Annotated in this window: 13 protein-coding genes; 2 read left to right on the forward strand and 11 right to left on the reverse strand. The window is 68.8% G+C overall.

The features are described 5' to 3' along the window. The 9 genes from OHN74_RS13590 to hrcA all read right to left on the reverse strand — a co-directional run bounded on the left by OHN74_RS13590 (nucleotide 1) and on the right by hrcA (nucleotide 19,156). The gene (locus tag OHN74_RS13590) at nucleotides 1-261 is read right to left on the reverse strand and encodes a hypothetical protein (protein WP_327694830.1); all 261 of its coding nucleotides are present in this window, start codon (nucleotides 259-261) and stop codon (nucleotides 1-3) included. Beyond that, complete coding sequence (locus OHN74_RS13595) at nucleotides 261-6,854, reverse strand: RHS repeat-associated core domain-containing protein (RefSeq protein WP_327694831.1); 6,594 nt, start codon at nucleotides 6,852-6,854, stop codon at nucleotides 261-263. Before OHN74_RS13595 ends, OHN74_RS13590 begins: the two co-directional genes overlap by 1 nt. 128 nt (nucleotides 6,855-6,982) lie before the next feature. Beyond that, nucleotides 6,983-10,633: a LamG domain-containing protein gene (locus tag OHN74_RS13600; protein WP_327694832.1), complete on the reverse strand. Its 3,651-nt coding sequence runs from the start codon at nucleotides 10,631-10,633 to the stop codon at nucleotides 6,983-6,985. Nucleotides 10,634-11,012: 379 nt separating this feature from the next. Then, complete coding sequence (locus OHN74_RS13605; protein WP_327694833.1) at nucleotides 11,013-14,231, reverse strand: S41 family peptidase; 3,219 nt, start codon at nucleotides 14,229-14,231, stop codon at nucleotides 11,013-11,015. Nucleotides 14,232-14,323: 92 nt separating this feature from the next. Then, the gene (locus tag OHN74_RS13610) at nucleotides 14,324-14,908 is read right to left on the reverse strand and encodes a hypothetical protein (protein ID WP_327694834.1); all 585 of its coding nucleotides are present in this window, start codon (nucleotides 14,906-14,908) and stop codon (nucleotides 14,324-14,326) included. A 149-nt stretch (nucleotides 14,909-15,057) separates the two neighbouring features. Beyond that, nucleotides 15,058-15,819: a 16S rRNA (uracil(1498)-N(3))-methyltransferase gene (locus tag OHN74_RS13615; RefSeq protein ID WP_327694835.1), complete on the reverse strand. Its 762-nt coding sequence runs from the start codon at nucleotides 15,817-15,819 to the stop codon at nucleotides 15,058-15,060. Continuing rightward, a complete protein-coding gene (locus OHN74_RS13620; RefSeq protein ID WP_327694836.1) occupies nucleotides 15,816-16,895 on the reverse strand; it encodes a nitronate monooxygenase in 1,080 nt (359 codons plus the stop codon). Before OHN74_RS13620 ends, OHN74_RS13615 begins: the two co-directional genes overlap by 4 nt. 110 nt (nucleotides 16,896-17,005) lie before the next feature. Continuing rightward, complete coding sequence (dnaJ, locus tag OHN74_RS13625) at nucleotides 17,006-18,139, reverse strand: molecular chaperone DnaJ (RefSeq protein ID WP_327694837.1); 1,134 nt, start codon at nucleotides 18,137-18,139, stop codon at nucleotides 17,006-17,008. Next, on the reverse strand, nucleotides 18,140-19,156 hold the full coding sequence (gene hrcA, locus OHN74_RS13630) for a heat-inducible transcriptional repressor HrcA (protein WP_327694838.1): 1,017 nt from the start codon (nucleotides 19,154-19,156) through the stop codon (nucleotides 18,140-18,142). Nucleotides 19,157-19,433: 277 nt separating this feature from the next. Between hrcA and OHN74_RS13635 the strand changes: the two genes are divergently transcribed. Further along, nucleotides 19,434-20,222, forward strand: coding sequence for an MBL fold metallo-hydrolase (locus OHN74_RS13635; RefSeq protein ID WP_327694839.1), 789 nt, complete (start codon nucleotides 19,434-19,436; stop codon nucleotides 20,220-20,222). A 31-nt stretch (nucleotides 20,223-20,253) separates the two neighbouring features. Then, nucleotides 20,254-21,111, forward strand: a complete 858-nt coding sequence (locus OHN74_RS13640; protein WP_327694840.1) for a DUF3097 domain-containing protein — start codon at nucleotides 20,254-20,256, stop codon at nucleotides 21,109-21,111. Nucleotides 21,112-21,124: 13 nt separating this feature from the next. Here OHN74_RS13640 and hemW read toward each other — a convergent pair whose 3' ends face one another. Together hemW and OHN74_RS13650 are read right to left on the reverse strand one after the other, a co-directional pair. After that, entirely contained in the window at nucleotides 21,125-22,357 is a 1,233-nt protein-coding gene (gene hemW, locus OHN74_RS13645) for a radical SAM family heme chaperone HemW (protein WP_327694841.1), read from the reverse strand. Between the two features lie 75 nt (nucleotides 22,358-22,432). Next, nucleotides 22,433-24,514 carry a SpoIIE family protein phosphatase gene (locus OHN74_RS13650; protein ID WP_327694842.1) on the reverse strand — a complete coding sequence of 694 codons (2,082 nt, stop codon included), beginning with the start codon at nucleotides 24,512-24,514 and terminating at the stop codon, nucleotides 22,433-22,435. Nucleotides 24,515-24,884: the final 370 nt, after the last annotated feature.

The raw sequence follows: 24,884 nt of genomic DNA on the forward strand, positions 1-24,884 counted from the left end.
CTAAGGCCCCTTCCAGAAGGCGCGCTCTTCCAACCTCCCGAACCGCGCCTGCCCCGAGGAGAGGTCTACCAAAATCGGCCAGCAGTCCAGCAATTGATGCTCGCCAGTGGTCAGGAATTGCGAAGAGTTGTACGGAGCGATAAGAATACCCTCCCTCACCCTCACTCTATTCCAGTCGATCGCCAGTTCGGGTTCGCTAAACTTTCGGCTCGCTTGCAGGAATTCCTCCGCGACCAAGCGACCCTGCTCTTCCGAAATCATCAATCTGTCCTCATGAACGAGTAGCTATCCCATGTGGATGCATGACCTGCGTTCCCAGTTTGCCCATCCAGAAACGTCACTCTTCCATCAAGGTTCGTCACGTTGAACACGTGGCCACCATCGGAGTCCTTACCCCATACGATACCTCGGGCCCCAGGCCCAGCCTTTTGCATGTCGGTTACGATATTCGAAAAACTTCTGTTTCGAAACTTTCTGCCGTAGAAATCCTCAATCACCTTTTCGGATCCACGCTCAAGCGTGGGGATGGCGTTCGAACGTGCCCCGTTGGCCATGAGCTGATCAAGCGAAACCACGCACGCTCGGCAATTCTTCTCGCCTCCGCCCGGGTTAATGAGGATCTTGAGTCCTGTTTCGGGAGCGTAGTATTTACCGCCCAGGATAGTGGAACGAGCCGCACTGTATCCACCGACGCCAACTGCAGCCCCGCCGCCAACTGCAAGACTTCCGCCGGATGCACCGCCGGTTGCTATTTCTGCGATTTCCGCAGCGCATACCGGGGCTGTGGCCAGGCATCCCTCGGCCAGAACTGCAAGTACAGGGGCGGCGGCCACGACCACCGCCACGGCCCCGACGACGCCCAGCACGACCTTCTGCCAGGTCGCTAGCTTCCCTGTGTCTGGTAGGTCGTCGGCGTTCGGGTCGTAGTTAGGATTTGTCCCCATTGCCCAGCAGGATCGGCACTGCCACCCCTCCCGTTCCTGAGGTTTCGGGTCAGGTCCCTTCTTGAACACCACCTGCGCCGACTTGTGGCCTCCGTCCGTGCGAACCGTGACGGTCATGCTGCCGCTTCCGGTGCCGCCGCCCGCCTTCTGGTATTGGAAGGTCTGGGTGTAGGTCTGGGTGGAGTGGTAGACCCAGGTCCCGTTGGGGCCCATCGTCATGTAGTCGTGGTACCGGCCGCCGTTCCCGTCGCTGCACCCGCGCTCGCAGTCCGTAATGGGCCGCAGGCCGGTCGGGTCGGACAGGGTGACGGGGGTGTTGTTGGCGTAGGCGTAGCCGTTAAGGGACTCGTGGTTGTCGGGAGCGAGGACGGGGTCGACAGAGAGGAAGCGCCCGGCGGCCGGGTCGTATTCGCGGGCACCGACGTGGGTGAGTCCGGTGTCAGCGTCGGTGGGTTTGCCGAGGAACCCCTTGTCGTCGGGCCAAGCCGAGGGGGTTACGCCGCGAGCCTCGCCAAAGGGCTTGGTGTAGCGGCGGGTGACGGCCTGGGTGGTGGCATCCACGGTCATCGAGGCGGTGCCGTGATGGTCGTCGACCATCCAGGACAGACCGGACTCAGTACGGACGGCGGTGGCACCACCGGCCGGGTAGTAGCGCTGGGCGGTGAACTTCTTGGCGACCGTGTCGTAGTGGAGCTCCTGACCGCCCAGATAAAGGACGGTCTTGCCGGGGCCTCGACGGATCAGGAGTTCGCCGTTGGCATCGTAGAGGTAGTCGGTGGTCTTGGTGCCTTCGGTTAGGCGGGTGAGCTCTCCCTCAATGTCCCAAGTGAGGATCTGCGCGGTACCGGTGGTGCCGTAGCGCTTGGTGGTGTTGCCTTGCTCGTCGTAGGTGTACGCCTTGGCAGTGCCGCCGTCTACGGTGACGGAGGTCAGGGTGTGCGGCTGGCCGCCGCCGGTGGTGGCATTGACTGCCGGGTAACCGTATGCGGTCGTGGTATCACCGGTAGCCTTGCGTTCGGTCTGGGTGTCGCGCAGACCGCCGGGCTTGAAGGTCCAACTGGTCCAGTACGGAGCTGGCCCGCCGAGGGCGCTCGCCGAGCGGGCGGTAGCACAGTCGTTAGAGGACGGGGTCCAGGCTTCGGTCATACGGCGGTAGCCGTCGTAGGCGAAGCACTGGGTGTCCTTGCCGTTGGCGTTGTCGGTGATCGACTTGACGTTGCCAGAGGTGTCGTAGATGTAGTCGACGTCGCTGGTGTAGCCGGTGTTGGTCTGGTCGACGGTGTGAGTGTTGGTCAGCCGACGGGTGCCGTCCTCGTAGCGGTTGAGGATCTGGAGCTGCTTGGCGCCTGTGGAAGTGCCCAGACGGGTTTCTTCGATCTCGCCGTACGGGGAGTAGCCAATGTGCTGGACGTAGTCGGTCATGCCATCGGTTCCGGTGAGCATGCCGAGGCTGTTGTAGCTGTTGGTCACGGTCTCGGCGGGCAGGCCGGCCACTGCGGGCATCGAGGTGGACTGAACAGTGCCGTCGATGTTGTAGGCGGTGGACGTAGTGAACGTCAGCGGTGCCCCGCCTATGGCAACTAGGTCGTCGGCAGCGGCAATGCCGGTCCTGGTGCCCTTGGCGCGGCCGAGGGTGTCGTAGCCAGTGACGATCTGGTAGTAGATCTTGCCGGTCGTGCCGCCGACATACCGGATCGAAGCAGTCGGCAACCCCTTGGCCAGCGAGTCGTAGGTGAACTTGGTCAGCTGGTGGGCGTTGTCCTTCGCCCCGTCCCAGGTGCCGATCTTGCGGCCGAGCTCGTCGTAGTCGGTGATCAGAGTACGGGACACGCCGTCGAGAGTTGCGGTAGCCGTCACCGCCTGGTCGACGTCGTTGTAGGTGGTGTCGACTTTGCCCTTGTCGGGATCGGTGGAGGTGGTCTTGCGACCGCGCAGGTCGTAGCCGTAAGTCCAGACCGCCCCGTCCGGTCCGGTCATCTTCTTGAGCTGGCCGCCGGGGGTGTAGTCGTACAGGGTGCGGGTGTAGTCCGTGCCGGTCGGGATGGGGCCGCCGTACTCACGGCGCTCAGTGATCCGGCCACGGGCATCGACCATCGTCAGGGTTCCCGTACCACCTGCTGCGGCGGTGACAGCAGTACGGTCGCCCTGCTCGTCCGTCTTGGTGCGCCACTTCTCCTGGTCGTAAACCCGGAAGATCGATTCGGTGGCGCGGCCAGCGGCGTCAAAGACCGTCTCGGCAGAGGCAGGGACGGAGCCGGGGAAAGTGTTGGCCAGGGTGCCCGAGGGCGCACTGTTGTCGTGGACCTGGCTGTTGGAGACGTACGCCAGGCCGCGGTCGTCATAGAGGGTTTCTGAAATCACCCGGCCACCGTTCGGGGCGGGGGCCTGCTTCTGCCGGGACCGCAGCAGTCCGTCGAAGATTTCGTAGGAGCTGTTGTAGGTCTGCCCGTCGGCCTTGAGGGCGTCGGTGCGGACCCAGGTCTCCTTGTTGTCGTTGATGCTGTAGGCGTAGACGATGCTGGCAGTATCGCCGAGTCCTCGTGAGCGGTTCGGCATCCAGACCGACTGCAGGCGGCCGAGGGCGTCGAATGACCACTCGGTGACGTTGCCGTTGGGGTCGGTGGTCTTGGTGGCCGTACCCCAGGCCGGATCCACCTCGGTGGTGGAGGTGAAGAGCTTGGGGTCGGGGTCGATGGACGTCTTGGACGTCAGCGGTCCGTAGCCGGTGTCGTCGGGGACGTAGGTGGTCTTGGCCGTGCGGTTAAGGGCGTTGGTCGCGGTGAGCGGTCGACCCAGATTGTCGTAGGTGGAGCTGGATACCCGCTGGTAGACGGGGGTCTTGTCCACCGCGTTGTAATCGGTTACCCGGTAGGAAGCGGTGATCTCACCCTTGGTCGGTGCTACTCCGACCGCCTGGCCGTCATAGGCCGTCGCGATGTCGGAGATGACGTTGTCGGGAATCACCGGGGTGGTCGCGCAGGAAACCGAGTAGGTCTCGGTGCGTGAGACCGTGTTCACCAGCCAGGCAGAGGTGTTGCGGGCGTAGCTGGTCCGCACACAGGACTCGTCGCCGGTCTTGGTGGCGTCGCCGCTGTCCTCCACGGTCATCGGCATGCCGTACGTGGTGTCGTACGTGGTCTTCTGCTTGACCGTGCGAGTGCCGGTGGAGGTCTTGGTGCGGGTGGTGGTCTCGTCGGCCTGGACGATTCGGGATTCGGTGGTACCCCAGCTGTAGGTGTGGCTGCCGGTCTTGTAGGACCAGGGGGTGTTGATGGTGCCGCTGAGCTCCTCGGCACCGTTGTAGATGATGGTCTCGCGGACGAAGCCGGCGTACTGGCGGGCGTCGTCGATGGCGGTACCGGTGGAGTCGGTGACCTTCTCCGCCCGGGCGGTGCCGTCGAGTTCTTTCTCGCCGTTGAGGCCGCGCATATAGAGCGTCGATTTTTTGCTGCGCGGGCCCTCGGAGTCCCCGGAAGTCTCCACGACCTTGCCGTAGCCGCGCCATTGCGACCATGTGCGGTTGGACGGCTTGGTCAGACCTTCGTCGTCGGCGTAGGCCCAGCCGGCGCCGTCCTGGTAGTCGTAGTACTTCTCGCCTGTGTCGCCGTGACCGTAGGGGTCGTCCTGGAAGACGGAGGTGACCACGTACTTGTGGAACCAGTCGGTGGCCGGGGTCGCCCCGGACTGGGACCACTTGACCGGGAAGCAGCGGCGGGTGTTCTTGTCGACCGCCGACGGCATGCTGGTGCCCCAGATGCAGTCGGGGTCGGAATAGTTGGCGGTGAGGGTGGAGCCGGTCTCGGACTTGATGGTCCGCACCCGCCACTTGATGTAGCGCAGGGTGTCCGGGCCGCTGCCCTCGACGTGGTTGGGCATTTGGATGCCACCGAAGACGATCGGCGGCATGGCAGCCGTGGTGGTGTTGGCCTTGCCCGTGTTCTGGATGGACTTCAGCCACAAGCTCGCCGAAGAGGCGTCACCGGGGTCGGGGAAGCTCTGCTCCAGGTGCCAGGTGTCCACGTCCCGCTGGGTGGTTCCAGTGCCGGTCCACACCGAGGTGGTGACGTCGGTGAGGCGCTTGCGGGTGAAGAAGGACGGGCCGATCTGGGTCGCGCACTTGGTGCTGGCCGCGCAGATCATGTCGAAGGGCACGTCGGGCCAGTTGGCCTTGGTGTCCGCAGTCAGGCTGGAGCAGCCGCCCGAGACGATACAGCGTTCGGCGTAGGTGAAGCGGACCTGCTGTGCGGCGGGCTTGGCGTAGATCAGGTCGCTGCGCAGGCCGTAGTCGATGCGGTTGAGGTAACCGCCCCGATAGTAGAGCGTGCCGTTGACGGCGGTGTCGGCGTTCTTGGAGTAGTAGTTCGGGTCCCTGGTGTACCAGTAGGTCGAAGCGTTGCCGTGAGGGTCCACGGCGTAGTCCAGGTTCCAGCGCCAGGCCTGGTTGCAGAACGAGTCGGCGAAGCCGGTGGACTTGTAGCAGGGCTCGCCGGAGTCGTCGCCGTAGACCGGAACGGTCCACACGGAGTTGGTGACCGCGTCGTCGGCGGCAGTGCCGTTGTCGCTCCAAGCGGGCATCCGGTGCTTGCCGAAGAAGTACTGGATGCCGGAAGCATCCGTGACCTTCCAGTACTCGGTGTTGTCGTCGCCGTTGCCGGTGGCGCCGGTCAGGTGCTCGACGCGGGTGCCGTCCTCGTTCTTGACCTTCCATGAGCCGCCGGACGCCTGCGACAGAGCCGCGGTGTCACAGGCCGCCTTGTCGGTGCAGGCGTTGACCAGCTCCACCGCCTTCCCATTGAGGACCAGGGTGGCGTTGGCGTACTTCCAGCACAGGTCGCCCTTGCCGGACTGGCCGTCGTCCTTGCATGAGCCGTACTTGCGCTCGATGTAGGACTCGGTGATCGAGAAACCTTCGCCGATCACCGAGGTCTGGTTGTTCTCTCCGGCTGTACGGCCGTCCACCGAGGCGGAGTTGTAGGAGATCGAAAGGTTGGGAGACGGTCCGGCTGTGGCTGGGGGGACCCGCAGCGGGTAGTTCCAGGTGAAGTCGCCCGTGCTGCCGCCGGCCTCCCAGGTCGCGGTCGGGGACAGCGGGGTGGCGCTGTAGTCACCTCCGCCACCTGAGCTGTCGGCCGCTGCCGCCAGCAGCATCGGAGTGCCGGCTGCGAGGCTGCGGGCGGAGACGGTGCCCGTGAGTGTCTGATACTTCGCGTCGTTCCCAGCACCCGCCACTGGCCTTTGGGTGCGACAGGACCTCTTCTCCGGGGTGGTCAGCGCACACACCGGGAGTGTCGCCAGACGCAGGCGGGGGCCGAAGTTGCCTCCGTAGACGTCCTTGAAGGAGGAGTAGTCCAGGGAGACCCGGAGGTTGTCGGTGTCAGTAGGGGGCTTTCCAGACGCAGCTCCCGCCGGGGCGACGGTGAGCAGGACGCCGTTGACGCCCGCCTTCTTTGCGGCCGATTGGGAGTGGACGCTGAGCGCCACCGTCTCGGCCGGGCCAGTGGCCTTCACTTCCCTCTTGCTCTTCGCCGGCTTGCCCACCGGGACGGCGGGCTCCTGGGCCATCGTTATGCCGAGCCCGCCGACGGTGACAGCGGCTTCGCGGGTCGCCGTGACCTCGGCGGTGGCCTTCGCGGCCTTCGGCCATGCGGCGTGCTTCAGCCGCTCACGCGTCTCGTGGGAGGCGGCGGCTGCCTGGTCCTTCGGTGCCTTGGACGTGCCGGGCTTGAGCACGCCCACCTTGTCGATCTTCGCCTCGGCCTGGTCCTCCAACTGCTTGCGGGCTGCCGGGGTTTGGGCCTGAGCGGTCAAGTCGTAGCCCGAGGGAACCACGACTTGGGGAAGGACGGAGAGGGAGACGACGAGCGCGCCACGGCCGAGCCAGCGCGACAGCACAGGGCTCGGTCTCCGCATGCGAGAGAAGGATGAAGCAGACACGGTGGATTTCCGTTTCCGAACGTGGGAGGTATCCCTGGCGGAATGGCTGAAGAGGTGGGGAGCCGACCGGTGTCCGGGCAGAGATGCCCGGACACCGGTGGTGGTCACTGCTCGGCGTTGTAGAGATCGCCGATCGTGCCGTCGTCCATCGCCCCTGCCCAGACCCTTACGTTGGCGATGTGGCCGGGGAAGTAGCGGGAGGTGGCGCCGTCGATCCGACCACGTCCCACTTCGAACTTTCCTGCCCCTTGCCATGGGGCGATGTAGGCGCTGCCGTCCTCGCTGGCCACTCGGCCGCTGTCGACATAGAGCAGGATCGCGCCGCGCTTCGTGGAGTCCGTGTCGTCGTCGCTGGCGTACTGCGCGTCGTACACGACGGTCAGCCGGACCCACGTGTTCTTCTGTGCGACGGCCGAGTTCTGGGTGATCCAGGTGGCTCCCGCGCCGTCCTTGTTGGGACGGCCGAAATTCCACCTGCCGGTACTCCCCCCTGCCGGCTGCTCGTACCACAGTCCCCAGGAAGACTGGGTGGCTCCCGGCTGACCGAAGACCTGGAGCGAGTAGGCCTTGGTGGTATCGGACAGTTTGGAGCCGTCGAGCCGGACCCATGCGGTGGCGGTGAAGGAGCCCGTGTCGTCGACCAGGGGGCCGTCGGTGGTGGCGTAGGAACTCGTTCCGTTCAGGCTCATCACCTGACGGGTGGGAAGTCCCAAGTCCGCGTTGTCGGCCGTATCCGGGTCAATGCCCAGAGTCGTGCCGCTCAGGGTCATGGGGCGAATGTATTCGGAACGGTCACTGATCGTCGTGCCCTGAGCGCGGGTGGTGTCGGTCGCGTCCCAGTCCCCGAGCAGCGTGGCGATCGGGTCGCCTGCCGTGCCGTCGCTGATGTCCTCGTCCTCCAGACGGGCATCCTGAACGACCTCGGTGTCTGCCAGGGTACGGGCCCAGACCTTCACCTCGTCGATGCGGCCGTTGAAGTACTCACCCCAGGTGCCGTCGTACCGCAGCCTGCCCACCTGGAGCGCCCCGCTCGCCGTCCACGGAGTGGTGAACGTGACCGGCTCACCCTGCGCACGCCCGTTGACGTAGAGCTGAATGGTGTGATCGGCAGCGTCGTAGACCCCGGTGAGATGGGTCCACGCGTTCAACACCGGCGGCTTGGTGGCAATGGAACGAGTGACCGTCGCGCTACTGATGTCGCTTCCGTGCCGACTGAAGACCCAGGCGTTGTTCGCCGACGAATACGACAGCTGAAAACCAGAAGCGTTCGTGCCCGCCTGGGTCAGCACGGTGTAGTTGCGCGTGGTGTCCTGGAGACGCACCCAGACCGAAGCGGAGAACGACTTCGAGGTGTCCAGGACAGCCGTCGACGTCTGGGCAAAGCTCGCGGAACCGTCGATCCTCAGCGAGCGTGTTCCACCCCGTTCCAGAAGTGAATACCCGGATCCAGAAGAGGCCGAGGACAGAGTGAGTGGGTGCTGCGTCGCCGTCGTACTGTCCACACCGCTGTTGTCCAGGTGCCAGATTCCCGTGGGCTTCTCCGCACCGTTGACCAGGAAACTGTAGAAGCCGGTTTCTGAGCTGTGCATGGCGGCGTCGAATCCCCACACCTGGATGGTGCTCTCACTGGCCTGGTTCGGAGTGATCGAGACCGTCGTCGATGCGCCCTTGGCCACGTTGATCGGGCTGGAGACAGCGCCGCTGTTCAGGCGCCACTTATACGTCACGACATCGGACTGGATACCGGCCGTGTTCGCGTTCGTGTCGGCCGGGGTGAACGTGAACCTGCCAGCGGTGCCCACCGCTCCTGACGCCGGATTGGTTTCGCTCGGCTGGTAAAGACCATCCGCGCTGGTCACGATGGGCGGTGGCGGCTGGTCGGTGTCCACCCGGAAGTAACACCAGGAGGACCAAGCCGAATCCAGAACGCCGGTGCTGCCCCGGTCCGACTTGAAGTACGCCTGGGTCTTCACGCGCATCCGGTAGTCGGACTGCGGAGCCAGCGCGGATGTCGGGGAGGCATCGCGTTTGGCGTTGTCGGCCACCCACGCCTCACTGGGAGAAGCCGCAGACCAGGCGCGGCTGGAGCCGTCCGCCTTCCATACCTCGAACGCCGCACGAAGCTGGGAGTTGGCGCCGTCCGCCGACTGCACGGTGGCGATCATCTTCGGCGTGGTGTCACTCGTGGCAAGCGGCAGCGCGGACGTGTTGCAGGCCTGGCCCGCGTTGCCCTGCTGGACACCGACCGTCGTCGGCTTGCCCGGATAGGAGACGTAGGTCACCGAGAGCTGGGCGTCGTCCCGGAATCTCGCCCAGGAGGCGGCGTTCGATTCGTCGTGAGCGGTCAGGGAGAACGTGATGGCAGCTTTCTTCGCTTCCACGAACTCGCGGACCTTCAGGGTGAGGTTCTCGTCCGCCTCATCGGCCACGTTGTCGCTGAACCGTACCCAGTTCGCCGGCTGCGACGGGCTGCAGAGCCCGCCACGGCCGTAGGAGACATTGCGATCACCCATGAGGTCGGTGGCGGTCGGACGGCCCGACCAGGTGGTTGACGAAGAGATGTCCTTGCTGACGAGGCTCAGGTCGTACCAGTGCGCATCACACGTGAAGGTCCACGTCTGGTAGGCAGAGAACGTGACGTCAAGAACCTTCTTGCCGTAGAGCGAGGACAGCGGGTACTCGAAGTAGAGCCGCTGGGTGTACGGGGACGAAGCGCAGAGATAGCCGCCGTAGTTGGAGCAACGGCCGGTTCCCTTGTCGCCCTCCCACTCCCAGAACTTGTCCCCGTCGGAGGAGAGTGCGGTCCAGTCACTTCGCACAACGCTCTTGGTCGGCGGATCCACGTACAGGGGATAGACGGTGTCCTCGCCTCGAAGGAGGGACAGGTCCGGCGCGAGTTCCAGGGTGCTGCCCTTGATCGCCAGCGCGACGTCCGCGGTCGTGTCCCCGGCCCCCGGTCCGGCCGAGGGGTCGTCCGGGCCACCGTCTCCCCGTACCTCAGGGCTGGTGGCCACCGCGGCTGTGCGCATACGCGTGACCGCAGGAGTTTCTCGTTCCACCGCGTCACCGGCGGAGTCCCACATGCGCCCGGCGGGGCCTTCGAAGACCTTGGCCCCGTTCTCGTCGCGTGCGACAAACCCTCCGTCAGGTCCCGGGGCAAGGCTCAAGCCCTCGCCCTCGGTAGTGATTTGGAGGTTCGCCAACGCGGGGTTGGCGGCAGCCTCAGCATTCTTGACAACCAGAACCTGGGTAAACCCTCTGCTGACGGCAGTCAGCTTGAGGTCCACCCCAGGGAGCACATCGGCGTAAGTCGCGACGCTGCCGTCGAGTTGAGGCTCCGGAAGCGCTGTCGGCCACCCGAAGGCCAGCTCACGCCCATGGTCGTCCAACGTGACCATGGCGCTGCCAGAGCCGCCGCCGGAGAACTGGACCTCAGTCGCCGTGGACCGCGCCTTGATCGTGCCATCTGCGGCGTGCACAAGGGTGGTGTCGATATCGGCCCAGGAACCGTCGTCCTGCTTCGCACGAACCGGCGCAGCACTCGACTCCTGGGTGAAAGTGCCGTCGGGATTGGCAAAAATCCGGGAGGTCTCGGTAGTTGCCGAGTCGATCTCCACCCGCTCACCGGATTCGGCTGCCAACTCAGCGGCCTTGGACTCAGGAGAGAGTTCGTCGGACGGTGCAGCCAGGGCTGCTGATGCTTGAGCTACGGCCGATCCCCCCGGCGCCGAAACAGCTGTAGCGAGCGAAGCCACAACTACCGCTCCGCACACGCTGTGACGTATTCGACGCCACATCTGAACCGACACAAGCCCACCCCCGGTCTTACTTTTTTTTTACAGACAAGGAGAGATCTTGAATTTTCATAAACCCTCACGTCAAGCAAGTGTGATTTTCCACACTCTGCAGCGGGTCGTCCGGGAGTCGAGTTGCACGCGACCGCTTCCTAGAACCTCCTGGTCTCCGTCGCTCACGTCTGGCAGGACCACCCTGATTTTCCGGCCGACGCCGCGGTGGAGACCTTTCAGTTCGAAGCCGAGAATCCCCTCATGGCATAACGGGGAGCACACGGTCGCGCCCCCAACCGGTCGATATACAGGACCGGTTGGGGTCCTTTCTCCGACACCGAGTCCCCTAAAGCTCCGGCAACCCAGGCGCCCTCTTGGCCGGCCGCTCCCCCAACGACTCCAACGCCAACCGAATCGCCTCGTCCAACTGCACATCCCGACCGGCCGCATGATCCTGCGGAGTCTGCACGACCTCCACATCGGGATCGACCCCGTGGTTCTCCACGCCCCACCCGTAACCCTCGAGCCAGAACGCGTACTTGGGCTGGGTGACGAGCGTCCCGTCGACGAGCCGGTACCGGCTGTCGATGCCGATCACCCCGCCCCACGTCCGCGTGCCGACGACCGGCCCGATCCCCAGCGCCTTGATCGCCGCGTTGACGATGTCCCCGTCCGACCCCGAGAACTCGTTGGCGACGGCGACGACGGGCCCGCGAGGTGCGTCCTCCGGGTAGCTGTACGGCCGTAGCCCGCGTGGCAGGTCCCAGCCGACGATCCGCCGCGCCAGCTTCTCGACGACCAGCTGGGACGTGTGCCCGCCCCGGTTCTCGCGGACGTCGACGACCAGCCCCTCCTTGGCGACCTCGATCCGCAGGTCGCGGTGGATCTGGGCCCAGCCGGGCGCCTGCATGTCGGGCACGTGCAGATAGCCGAGCCGTCCGCCGGACTTCTCGGTGACGTACGCCCGCCGGTCGTTGACCCACGCGTGGTAGCGGAGCGGCTCCTCGTCCGCGAGGGGTACGACGACCACGTGCCGCGGATCGCCGCCGCCGGACGGCGAGATGGTCAGCTCGATGGGCTTGCCCGCCGTACCGACGAGCAGCGGGCCGGGTCCGGCCACCGGGTCGACGGGCTGTCCGGCGACCGCGAGGATCGCGTCACCGGGGCGGACCGCGACGCCGGGTGCGGCGAGCGGGGAGACGCCGTCGGGGTCGGAGGTCTCGGCGGGCAGGATGCGGTCGATGCGCCACAGGGGCGTGTCCTGGGGGCCGTCCTCGTGCCGGGAGATGTCGGCGCCGAGAAGCCCCTGCCGCTCACCGCCGCCATGCCCGCCCCTCGGGGTGACGTAGGCGTGCGAGGTGCCCAACTCGCCCTGGACCTCCCAGAGAAGGTCGACGAGGTCGTCGTGGGTGGCGACGCGGTCGAGGATCGGCCGGTAGCGGTCGAGCACGCCGTTCCAGTCGGTGCCGCCCATGTCCGGCCGCCAGAAGTTGTCGCGCATGATGCGACCGTTCTCGTCGTACATCTGCCGCCACTCGACGGCCGGGTCGACGCTCTGCCGTACGCGCGACAGGTCGACGGTGATGTTCGAGTCGCTCTCGTCGTCGTTGGAAGCGCGACGGTCACTCGGAACGACCTTCAGCTTGCCGTCGGTCCACAGCAGGACGCGTTTGCCGTCGCCGCTGACGGCGAAGTGGTCGGCGTCCCCGGCGAGGTGCTCGATGCGGTTCTGGGCTAGGTCGTACCGCTCCAGCTCGGTCTTGGGGTCGGGGTCGTCCGGGGTGGCCCGGGAGGAGCCGAGAACTCCGCGCACCGGGTGGCGCAGCCACAGGACACCGTCCTTGGCGGCGCGCAGGTTGGAGTAGCGGGCGGCCTCCACCGGGAACGGCACGATGCGGTCGGCGAGCCCGTCGAGGTCGATACGGGTGGCCGGGGCGCCCTCGCTGTCGGGGGTCTCGTCCTTGTCCGGCGCCTCGAAGGGCCGCCCGTGCCGCTGCGGCCCGAAGGGCGAGGGCGTGGTCGCGGCGAGGGGGATGAGATGCGGACGCGAACCGCCGACGAAGGCGAGGTCGAACACGTGCTCGTCGTAGACGGGGTCGAAGGACCGCGCCGACAGGAAGACGAGATGCTTGCCGTCGGCGGTGAACGCGGGCGAGTAGTCCCGGAACCGGAGCGGGGTCGCCTCCGTCACGGACAGATCGGTGGTGTTGGCGATCTTGAGCTGACGCAACGGACGCGGCCCCGGATGGGACCAGGCGAGCCAGGCCGAGTCGGGCGAGAAGACGAGCCCCGACACATCGCCGTCGCCGCTGCGGTCGACCTCGCGCACCTCCCCCGACTCCCGCTCGACGAGCAGGACGCGCCCGTCGTGGGAGGCGACGGCGGCCCGGCTGCCGTCGGGCGCCATGGCGAGGCCGAGGACGCGGCCGAGCTGTCCGGCGGCGAGCCGGCGCGGTGTGGCCCCCGGTGCGACACCGGTCGCCGGGGCGAACTCCAGCGCGTCGTCGCCCTCCGCGTCCGTCACCCACACGGCCCACTCCTCGCCGTCCACGCGGAAGGCGCGGGGCAGCCGGGCCCGTACCCCGTGCCCGGAGGCGAGGACACGGGCGGGACCGGACCGGTGGGTGACCCAGTGGACGGACCCGCGCACCCCGATGGCGCTGCCGCGTCCGGTGTGGTCGGGCGCTCCGGACCCGAACCACCGGGAGGCGCTCACGGGATGGGGCTGGAGGTCGACGCGCTGCCCGCCGAGCCGGATGTCGAGCCGGCGCGGCTCTGCCCCGTCCAGGTCGTCGAGGAGCCACAGCTCACCGGCGGAGGAGTAGACGACACGGCTGCCGTCGCTCGCTGCGTGCCGGGCATAGAAACCGTCGAGCGGAGTGTGCCGCCGCAGGTCGGACCCGTCGGCCAGGGACGAGTACAGCGCCCCGACCTCTTCGTGGTCGGAGAGGAAGGCGATGCGCTCCCCGACCCACAGCGGGTATTCGAGGTTCCCGTCGAGGTCGGCGTGCAGCCGCACGAACTCGCCGTCCCCCTCCCGATCGATCCACAGCTTCCCAGCCGTTCCGCCCCGGTACCGCTTCCACCAGGCGGCCTCGCGCCCCATCGGAGCGGAGAGAAGAACGGTCGCCGGACCGTGTGCGACATCACCGACGGGCCCGTACGGCAGAACGGTCGCCGGACCGCCGTCGAGGGGAACGGCCCGGGCCCAGGAGCGGCGCAGGCTGGCCTGCCCCTGGGTGCTGATGGCGAGGACCCGCCCGTCCGGGGTCCAGCCGCGCACCTGGGTCCGCGAACTGCCCCAGTAGGTGAGCCGGTTGGTGGACCCGCCGTCGATCGGGGCGACATGCACCTCGGGTGCGCCGTCGCGGGTGGAGGTCCAGGCGAGGCGGGTGCCGTCCGGGGAGATACGCGGATGGTTCACCGGTACGTTGTCGGCGCTGACGCGCCAGGCCCGGCCACCGTCGAGCGGGGCGACCCAGACGTCGTCCTCGGCGGTGAAGGCGACCAGGTCGCCGTGCAGATGCGGAAACCGGAGATACGCAGGCGAAGAGGGCTGAGTCACCTGATCACCCTAGGCAACGCGCCCGCCCCCGGACAGGCCTTTGGATCACTTCATGCACAACCTGCCGAGGTTCCGACGCTCTGTTCACCCGCTCATTTACCCTCGACGGGCAGGCAGTTCGGGTTCTCCTGGCACCAGATGGTCCTCGTCACGGTGACGGTCACGGTAGGCGCGGGCTGTCCGTTGTCCGGTGGCCGCCAGGTGACGGGCGGGGTGCGTGTCGGGGTGCTGGGTACGTCGCAGTTGCCGAGTCCGCTGACGTGGAGCCACTGCCTGCCGTCGATCCTGACAGTGAGGTTCCCGCGTACGCACCTGCCGTTGACGGCGCGTGTCACCTTGCCGGCGACGGTGATGTCCCTGCCGTCCGTGGTCTTGCCCTGGCAGTCGACGTCGGCGTAGGTGTTCGCGCTCGGCGAGGGCGAACTCCCGGACGCGGAGGCCTTGTTGCCGTTGCCGTTGTTGACCGAGGCCGTGCAGGTGAGCCACTGGACGCCGACGTTCCGCCGCTCCAGTTCCCTCGTCATCGTCTGGTCGGTGGTGTAGGCAACGGTGGTCGAACCGAGCCCACCGGGATCACAGGCGACGACACCACCCGCGACGGCCACCACGAGTCCGGCCACCGCGACCGCCCTGCGGCGCCCGCGCGGCCGAAGCCGAATCCGCCTCAAAGCCACCATGGAAGGGCAGCCTGCCACCGTCCCGTCCAACACGGAAGGGCGTATACGGACATGCGCGCGAGCAACTTCGCGAAGGAACCACCGGAGGATGAACTGCCGTACGAATGACCGACATCAGGACCACAGGACCGTCAGGCCCCCTAGGACGGTCAGGACCAGCGTCCGGTGCGGCCGAGCAGCAGTGCCGTCGCGGCGGTACCGGCGGTGGAGGTGCGCAGCACACTGGCCCCGAGCCGGTACGCCTTCGCGCCCGCCTCCTCGAAGAGGGTCAACTCCTCGGGTGAGACGCCTCCTTCGGGGCCGACGACCAGCACGATCTCACCGGCGGAGGGGAGTTGGGCGGTGGCGAGCGCGGCGCTGCCGTAATCACGGTCCTCGTGCAGTACGGCGGCGAAGTCGGCCCTGGCGAGCAGCGCGGCGACCTGCTTGCTCGTCGCGGCGTCCGCGATCTCGGGGAAGCGCACGCGGCGGGACTGCTTGCCGGCTTCCCGGGCGGTGGCCCGCCACTTGGCGAGCGCCTTCAGCCCACGATCCCCCCGCCACTGTGTGACGCACCGCGAGGCGGCCCAGGGAACGATGGCGTCGACACCTGTCTCGGTCATCGTCTCGACGGCCAACTCGCCCCGGTCGCCCTTGGGAAGAGCCTGCACGACGGTGATACGAGGGGACTCCGCCGCTTCCTCGACCACCGCCCCGAGCCGCAGGACCAGTTGATCCTTGCCCTCGGCGGCGACGACCTCGCCCTCCGCCCAGCGCCCGGCCCCGTCGGTGAGGACGACGGTCTCACCGGCCCGCATCCGCTTCACGGAGACGGCGTGGCGCCCTTCGGCCCCGTCCAGGACGTACGGCCCGCCGACGGCGGCGGAGAGATGCGGGGGAAAGCTCTCGACGACGAAAACTGGAGCGGTCATGAACGCTCGCCCCCGCCCACCAGCGCGGCCCGCGCACTCTCGGTCTCGTCCGCCAGCACCCTCACCAGCTCCCCCGCCGGCAGGTCACGGGCCATCCGGTGGCCCTGTCCGGCCCAGAGCGCCATGCCCTGCGCGTCGCCGGACGCGGCGGCCTTCTTGCGGAGCGGCGAGGTGAGGTGGTGGACCTCGGGGTAGGCGGCGGGGGCGTACGGGCCGTGCTCGCGCAGGAAACGGTTCACCAGCCCCCGGGCGGGCCGGCCGGAGAACGCGCGTGTCAGCTCCGTACGGACGAAGAGGGGGTTGGTCAGCGCCTGCTTGTGCAGGGCGTGGGCGCCGGATTCCGGGGTGGCGAGGAAGGCGGTGCCGAGCTGGGCGGCGCTCGCGCCCGCGGCGAGGACGGCGGCGATCTGGCTGCCGCGCATGATGCCGCCGGCGGCGACAAGGGGGAGGTCGACGGTCTCGCGGACCTGGGCGATGAGGGAGAGCAGCCCTATGGCGGAGCCGTCCGCCTCGGGGTTGTCACGATGGGTGCCCTGATGACCACCGGCCTCGACGCCCTGGACGATGACCGCGTCGGCACCGGCCCGCTGTACGGCGAGGGCCTCCTCGGCGGTGGTCGCGGTGACCAGGGTGAGGGTGCCGGCGCGGCGGAGGGAGTCCAGTACGTCGCTGCTGGGCACCCCGAAGTGGAAGGAGACGACCGGGACCGGGTTGTCGAGGAGTACGGCGAGCTTGGCGTCGTAGCCGTCGTCGCGTCCGCTGTCCGGGTCGCCGAGCTCGGTGTCGTACCAGGTGGACTCGCCGGCGAGCTGGTGGGCGTAGACCTCGACGGCGGCCGGGTCGGCATACTCGGGCTGCGGCATGAACAGGTTCACGCCGAACGGCCGCCCGGTGAGCCCGCGCAACTGCTTGATCTCCTGGTACATCCCGTCCGCGGTCTTGTACCCGGCGGCGAGGAACCCCAGCCCGCCCGCTTCGGCGACCGCACCGGCGAGCTGCGGGACGGAGACGCCGCCCGCCATGGGGGCCTGCACGATCGGGTGAGGGAAGAGATCGGTCAGCGCGGAGGACGACATGACGGCATGTTGTCACGTCCCCAGCACAAGTCCGAATCAGGCCCCGTCAACGCGAAAGGGGGGTCTGGGGGCGCAGCCCAAGAGAGCCCGCCCCCCCTCCCTCAACTCCCTCAGCGCCCGTTGAACGCGTCCTTCAACCGCGAGAACAACCCCTGCTGCCCAGGCTGGAACTGCCCCATGGGCCGCTCCTCACCCCGCAGCTTCGCCAGCTCCCGCAGCAACCGCTCCTGCTCGGGATCGAGCTTCGAAGGAGTCATGACCTCGACATGCACCAGGAGGTCACCACGCCCACCGCCCCGGAGATGCGTGACTCCGCGCCCGTGCAGAGGGATCGACTGCCCGGACTGTGTGCCCGGACGGATGTCGACCTCCTCCAGCCCGTCGAGCGTCTCCAACGGCACCTTCGTGCCCAGCGACGCCGCCGTCATCGGAAGGGTCACCGTGCAGTGCAGGTCGTCCCCGCGCCGCTGGAACTGCGCGTGCGGCAGCTCATGGATCTCGACGTACAGGTCACCGGCGGGACCACCGCCGGGTCCCACCTCGCCCTCACCGGCGAGCTGGATCCTCGTACCGTTGTCGACCCCCGCGGGGATCTTCACGGTCAGCGTCCGGCGTGACCGCACCCGCCCGTCGCCCGCGCACTCGGGGCACGGCGTCGGAACGACGGTCCCGAACCCCTGGCACTGCGGGCAGGGCCGCGAGGTCATGACCTGGCCGAGGAAGGACCGCGTCACCTGGGACACCTCACCCCGCCCGCGACACATGTCGCAGGTCTGGGCCGAGGTCCCCGGCGCAGCGCCCTCACCACTGCAGGTACCGCACACCACGGCCGTGTCGACCTGGATGTCCTTGGTGGTCCCGAAGGCGGCTTCGTCGAGCTCGATGTCGAGCCTGATCATCGCGTCCTGGCCGCGCCGCGTACGCGACCTCGGCCCCCGCTGGGAGGCTGTTCCGAAGAACGCGTCCATGATGTCCGAGAAGTTCCCGAAGCCACCGGCTCCGAAGCCGCCCGCGCCGCCACCCGCCTGCGAGAGGGGGTCACCGCCGAGGTCGTAGACCTGCTTCTTCTGCGGGTCCGACAACACCTCGTACGCGGCGTTGATCTCCTTGAACCGCTCCTGCGTCTTCGGATCGGGGTTGACGTCCGGGTGCAGCTCGCGGGCGAGCCTCCTGAACGCCTTCTTGATCTCGTCCTGGGACGCGTCGCGGCGCACGCCGAGTACGGCGTAGTAGTCCGTGGCCACTTAGGACTCCGCCAGGATCTGTCCGACGTACCGTGCCACTGCGCGTACCGCTCCCATCGTTCCCGGGTAGTCCATGCGGGTCGGTCCGACCACGCCGAGCTTGGCTACTGCCTCGCCGCCCGAACCGTAGCCGACCGACACGACGGACGTGGAGTTGAGTCCCTCGTATTTGTTCTCGTGACCGATTCGTACGGTCATGCTCGAATCCCCGGCCTCACCAAGGAGTTTGAGAAGTACGACCTGTTCCTCCAACGCTTCCAGTACCGGCCGGATAGTGAGGGGAAAGTCATGTCCGAAGCGGGTCAGATTGGCGGTTCCGCCGATCATCAGCCGCTCCTCGGCCTCCTCGACGAGCGTTTCCAGGAGGGTGGAGAGCACCGTCGCGACGGCTCCCCTGTCCTCCGCCTCGAAGGCCTCCGGGAGGTCCTGCACGAGCTGCGGCACATCCGCGAAACGGCGGCCCGCGACCCGGCTGTTGAGCCGCGCGCGTAGATCCGCCAGAGACGTCTCCCCGAAGGGCGCCGGGCAGTCGATCATCCGCTGCTCCACGCGGCCGGTGTCCGTGATCAGCACGAGCATCACGCGCGCGGGAGCGAGCGAGAGCAGCTCCACGTGCCGGACGGTCGACCGGGTGAGTGACGGATACTGCACGACGGCGACCTGCCGCGTCAGCTGCGCCAGCAACCGGACCGTCCGCCCGACGACGTCATCGAGGTCGACGGCGCCGTCCAGGAAGTTCTGGATGGCGCGCCGCTCGGGTGCCGTCATCGGCTTGACGCCGGCGAGCCTGTCGACGAAGAGCCGGTAGCCCTTCTCGGTCGGGATGCGCCCGGCGCTGGTGTGGGGCTGGGCGATGAAGCCCTCGTCCTCCAGCGCCGCCATGTCGTTGCGGACGGTCGCCGGCGAGACCCCGAGGTTGTGCCGCTCGGTGAGTGCCTTGGACCCGACCGGCTCCTCGGTGCCGACATAGTCCTGGACGATCGCGCGCAGCACTTCGAGCCTGCGTTCACTGAGCATCGCGCACACCTCCAGCTACTGTCGTCCCCTGTTGCGCCTACCCGGTACCCGGTTCTCCCGCCCGGGCCATCATCGGCTCTTCGGCTCTCCATTGGCCTTCCCTGGCACTCTTCGTGTCCGAGTGCCAGAGTTCCCCGGCCCAGTGTACGGCTGTCGGGTACACCCCCGGCAAGGGCGGCCTGCGCCGATCTGCCGACGTGTACCGACCTGTCCTGCGATGTCGTGTGCCGCGAGCTGTCCGGCCCACAGGTCGGGCCTCTCCGGCTAGCGTCGCCGTATGAAGGTGACTTGGGAAGAGCCGAGGTGGCACGACCTGGGCTGGGAGCGCCTGGCGGCCGGGGTGGGCCGGTGCCGGCTGCCGGTCTGGGACTGCACGGTGGGGCTGGTGACCGGGCCGGGCGGCGCACTGCTGATCGATGCCGGATCGAGTCTCGCGGAGGGTGCGAGGCTGCGCCTGGAGGCCCAGGAACTCGCCGGTCGCCGTGTGGACTTTCTCGCACTCACGCACCGCCACTTCGATCACGTTTTCGGGGCGGCGGCGTTCGCGGGTGCGCAGGTCCTGGCCGCGGAGGATGCGGAGGGCGCCGGGGGCGAATTCGGGAAAGTGGGGCGCGAGGCGTTGTGCGCGGACGCGGTACGCAACGGTCTGGACGTCCGTGCGGCGGAGGAGGCGGCGGACACCCTGGTCGTTCCGCACAGACACGTCCGGGCGGACCTCACCGTCGAGGTCGAACTGGGCGACGGCCCGAAAGCCCTCCTGAGGACGGTCGGCCCGGGCCACACCCGCAACGACCTGGTGGTCGTCGTACCCGGTGCCGGCAGCGGCGACGACGCGCCGACCGTCGTCTTCTGCGGCGACCTGGTCGAGGAGTCGGGCGAACCCCAGGCCGGCCCCGACGCCGTACCGTCGCGCTGGCCGGCGGCCCTCGACCGCCTCCTCGCCCTGGGCGGCGAGGAGGCGCTGTACGTACCCGGCCACGGCGCGGTGGTGGACGCGGCGTTCGTACGGGCCCAACGGGACGCCCTGGCAACGCGTTTCGGCGTGTCGCGGGAGCCGGTGAACTGACGGCAGGACCGCTTCTCCTATCGTCATCCGAATGCGCCAGTACTCTCCGGACCTGACCCCGCCGTGGAAGAAGCCCAAGCCCGTGCCGCAGGTCCCGGCAGACCCGGGCCTGGTGGTCGAGGAGCCGGGTACGGGCTTCTGCGGCGCGGTGATCCGCTGCGAGGCGGGCACGGTCACCCTGGAGGACCGCTTCGGCAAACACCGTGTGTTCCCGCTGGAGCCGGGCGGCTTCCTGCTGGAGGGCAGGACGGTGACCCTCGTACGCCCGTCCCCGGGAACGTCTCCTTCTTCGTCCCCGGCACGTCCGTCCCGCACCGCTTCCGGCTCGGTGGCGGTTCCCGGTGCCCGGGCACGGGTGGCCCGGGCGGGGCGGATCTATGTCGAGGGGCGTCACGACGCCGAACTGGTCGAGAAGGTGTGGGGCGACGATCTGCGGGTCGAGGGCGTGGTCGTCGAGTACCTGGAGGGCATCGACGACCTGCCCGCGATCGTGACCGAGTTCGCTCCCGGCCCGGACGCCCGCCTGGGCATCCTGGTGGACCACCTGGTTCCGGGCACGAAGGAGTTCCGGATCGCGCAGTCGGTGACGAGCGAACACGCGCTGGTGGTCGGGCATCCGTACATCGACGTGTGGGAGGCGGTGAAACCGGCCTCACTGGGCATCCCGGGCTGGCCCCGGATCCCGCACGGACAGGACTGGAAGACGGGGGTGTGCAGGGAACTGGGGTGGCCGGACAACACGGGGGCGGTGTGGCGGGCGATTCTGGCGCGGGTGGGCTCGTACCGGGACCTGGAACCGGAGCTGCTGGGCCGCGTGGAGGAACTGATCGACTTCGTCACGGCACCGCACTCCAGCCCGTCCGGGGGTCCCTCCTCTGGGGGAGTCTGAGGACGAGGTCCCTTCAGTCCACCAGGTCCCGAACCACCGCGTCCGCCAGCAACCGCCCCCGCAACGTCAACACCGCCCGCCCCTCGCCATAGGGCCCCGCCTCCAGCAGCCCCTCCCCCAGCGCCCGCCCCGCAGCCACCAGCCCGGCGGAGCGCAACAGCGCCAACGGCACGCCCTCCCGCAACCTCAGCTCCAGCAGAACGCGCTCCACCCGCCGGTCCTCCTCCGACAGCACCTCACGCCCCGCCCCCGGCGACCGCCCCGCCGCGAGCGCCCCGGCGTACGCTCCCGGATGCTTCACGTTCCACCACCGCACGCCCCCCACATGGCTGTGCGCCCCGGGCCCCGCGCCCCACCAGTCGGCGCCGCGCCAGTACAGCTCGTTGTGGAGGCACCGGGCTGCCCGCGAGGTCGCCCAGTTGGACACCTCGTACCACTCGTAACCCGCCGTGCCCAGCACCTCGTCCGCGATCAGATACCGGTCCGCGTGCACGTCGTCGTCGGTCATCGGCACCTCGCCCCGGCGGATACGCCGAGCCAGCTGCGTCCCCTCCTCGACGATCAGGGCGTACGCGCTGACGTGATCCGGCCCCGCCCCGAGCACCGCCTCCAGTGAGGCCCGCCAGTCGTCGTCGGACTCCCCGGGGGTGCCGTAGATCAGGTCGAGGTTCACATGTTCGAACCCCACGGCCCGCGCCTCCGCCACGCACGCCTCGGGGCGCCCTGGCGTGTGCGTACGGTCCAGCACCTTCAGCACGTGCTGCTTCGCGCTCTGCATCCCGAACGAGATCCGGTTGAAGCCGCCCTCGCGCAGGGTGGCCAGATACCGCTCGTCCACCGACTCCGGATTCGCCTCCGTCGTCACCTCCGCGTCCGCCGCGAGGCCGAACTCGTCGCGGATCGAGCGCAGCATCCGTACGAGATCGTCGGCGGCCAGCAGAGTGGGCGTACCGCCTCCGACGAACACCGTGCGGACCGGCCGCGGGTCGTCGCCCAGCACCTTGCGCGCCAGCCGTACCTCGTCGGTCAGGGTGTCCGCGTAGTTGTCGCGGGAGGCCAGCACACCGCCCGTGCCGCGCAGCTCGGTCGCCGTGTAGGTGTTGAAGTCGCAGTAGCCGCAGCGGGTCGCGCAGTACGGGACATGGAGGTAGAACCCGAGAGGACGGTCCGCGGCCCCGGCGAGCGCGGGGGCGGGCAGGGCACCGTCTTCGGGGACGGGTTCGCCGTCGGGGAGTGCGGAGGGCATGTCCTCCATTGTCCAGCACCGGCGAGGCGGCCCGTCCGACGGACCCGATGCCCTGCCCGACACCCCGGGCGCGAGTCACTCGCGGAGCGGGTCCGCCTGGAGCACGAGCAGCGCCAGATCGTCCTCCGGCGGCTTCTCCCCGAACTCGTGCACGAGCCGGCGGATACGTTCCGCGATCAGCTGCGCGTTCAGTCCGGCGCAGTCGGCGAGGGCGTTGGCCAGCCCGTCGCCGTCGTCGAACTGGCGGGGCCCGCAGCGCCGCTCGGTCACCCCGTCGGTGACGCACAGCAGGCTGTCGCCGGGCCGCAGCTCGAAGCTCCCGCTCGTGTACGTCTCGTCCTCGACGACCCCGAGCAGCGTCTGCGGTTCGGCGGCCGTACGGACCTCACCGCCCGCCCTGAGCACCAGGGGCAGCGGATGCCCGGCCGAGGCGACAGTGCAGCGCACGCCTCCCTCGAAGGGCGCGAGTTCGCCGTAGAGGAGGGAGAGGAAGCGGGTCTGCGGCCCCTCGCCCGGACGTGCCGAAGCCAGGACGCCAGGGACGGCCGAGGCGACCGAACCCGCGGGGCCCACCACTGGGGCGGGACGCCCGTCCGCCGCGACCAGCGCCCGGGCCGCCGCGTCCGCCGTCTCCGTCGCATCGTCGAGGAGCAGCTGGTTGAGGCGGTCGAGGACGTCGGCGACGCGGTAGCCCTCGCGGGCGAGCAGCCGCAGCCAGGGGCGGGCGAGGCCGATCACCACGGCGGCTTCCGGGCCCTTGCCCTGGACATCGCCGACGGCGAAGCACCAGCGGCCGTCGCCGGCCGGGAAGAGGTCGTAGAAGTCGCCGCTGGGCCCTCCCTTGTCGCAGGGTTCGTAGACGAGGGCGCTGGTGACGCCGGGGATCTCGGCGACGGCGCCGGGGAGCAGGCCGCGCTGGAGGACACGGCTGATGGTGGCCTGGCGGGCGTACTGGCGGGCGGCGCCGATGGCGAGCGCGACACGGCGGCTGAGATCCTCGACCAGGCCGGTGACCTCGTCGGGGAAGCGGATCGCGCCGGCCCGCCCGATGACCAGCGTGCCGAGCGGCCGGCCGCCCGCGACCAGCCGGTAGGCGAGCGCGGAGCCGGTCTCCCCATGCGCGCCGAGCGCCTCACCGGGCCAGGGCACGGTGACCGGCCCGGTTCTGGTGGTGTCGGGCGGGCGCGGCGGGTCCTTCTCCAGGGCGCGCCACAGCTCCTCGACCAGGTCCTCGCTGCTGTGCCAGACCCGGGCGAGCCGCGGCCCGGGCCCGGTGTACCCCCCGTCCCCGCCTCCAGCCCCGCCTCCTTCGCCCCAGCTGCCGCGTCCCATGGACTCGTCCTCCAGCCACACCGCGCACCAGTCGGCGAGGCGTGGCACGAGGAGCTGCCCGGTGAGCGCGGCCACGAGGTCCTCGTCGAGCTGCCCGGCGAGGAGGTCGGACGCCTCGGCGAGGAAGGAGAGGGCGCCGTGATTGAGCCACTCCTGGTCGCACGGACCGCGCGGCGGCTCGGGGGCGAGGATCTCGGCGACCCGTAACCCGTGCCCGAGGGTCTGCGTGGCGGCGTACGCGTCGACGTCGTCGTCGACCGTCACACCTTCGGCGGGGAGCCGCGCCCAGACGGTCTTGATACCGGTGCGGTAGGTGACGCCCCAGGCCTCGGAGAGCACGGAGACGAGGCGAAGGCCACGCCCGTACTCCGGTATGTCATACGGGAGTTCGACACCGCCGTCCCGGGGGGCGCGGGACGGGTGGTGATCGGACACCTCGACGACGAGTGCGACGCCGACGCCCGCCTCCTCCTCGTCACCTGCTCCCCGCTCCCCCTCCTCCGGTCCGCCCGGGGTCTCCAGGCGGCACTGCAGTTCCACGTCGGTCCCCGCGTGGACGACCGCGTTGGTGACGAGTTCGCTGACGACCACCATGGCGTCGTCGGTGAGCCGGTCGGGCAGCGCGGCGGCACCGGGCAGGCCGAGCCGGGCCCATTCGGCGAGGGCGGCACGTACGAGGCCACGGGCGGCGCCGGGCGCGAGGGGGCCGCCACCCAGCGTGGCGTGTGCGACCGTGCGCCGGTCCGCGCCCCGCCGCGCGAGCGCGCCGGGCGCACGGGACGGCGCACGGGGCACGGTCTCCCGTTGCGTCGGAATGGCCCCCATGGGCAGCTCCCCGGGCAGTTCGTACGAATACACCTCAGTGGACGCGGACAGAGTGACAGACCGACCACGCCCATGAGCGCCGAGTTACGAAGTGGGCCGCCAAGAGCGGGAACAGTGCTACGGAAGTGGTCGAAGAAAGACAGATTCGGGCATCCGACCTGCGCCCGCCGCTCGCCGCGACGACCGCGGCCCGGGACGGCGACTTCGCGAAGGTGCCAGAAACCGGACACGGCCCGGTGGCCCCTCGTTCGTCCCGGCAGTGAGGCGCCAGCCCGGACGGCGTGCACCACGAGCGGAACAGCGGTACCGGGCCGCGGGCAGCCCGGGGAACTCGGGGAGCCCGCGGACACGCGGCCGACAGCGCACTCAG

The sequence above is a fragment of the Streptomyces sp. NBC_00459 genome, assembly GCF_036013955.1.
Taxonomy (GTDB): Bacteria; Actinomycetota; Actinomycetes; order Streptomycetales; family Streptomycetaceae; genus Streptomyces.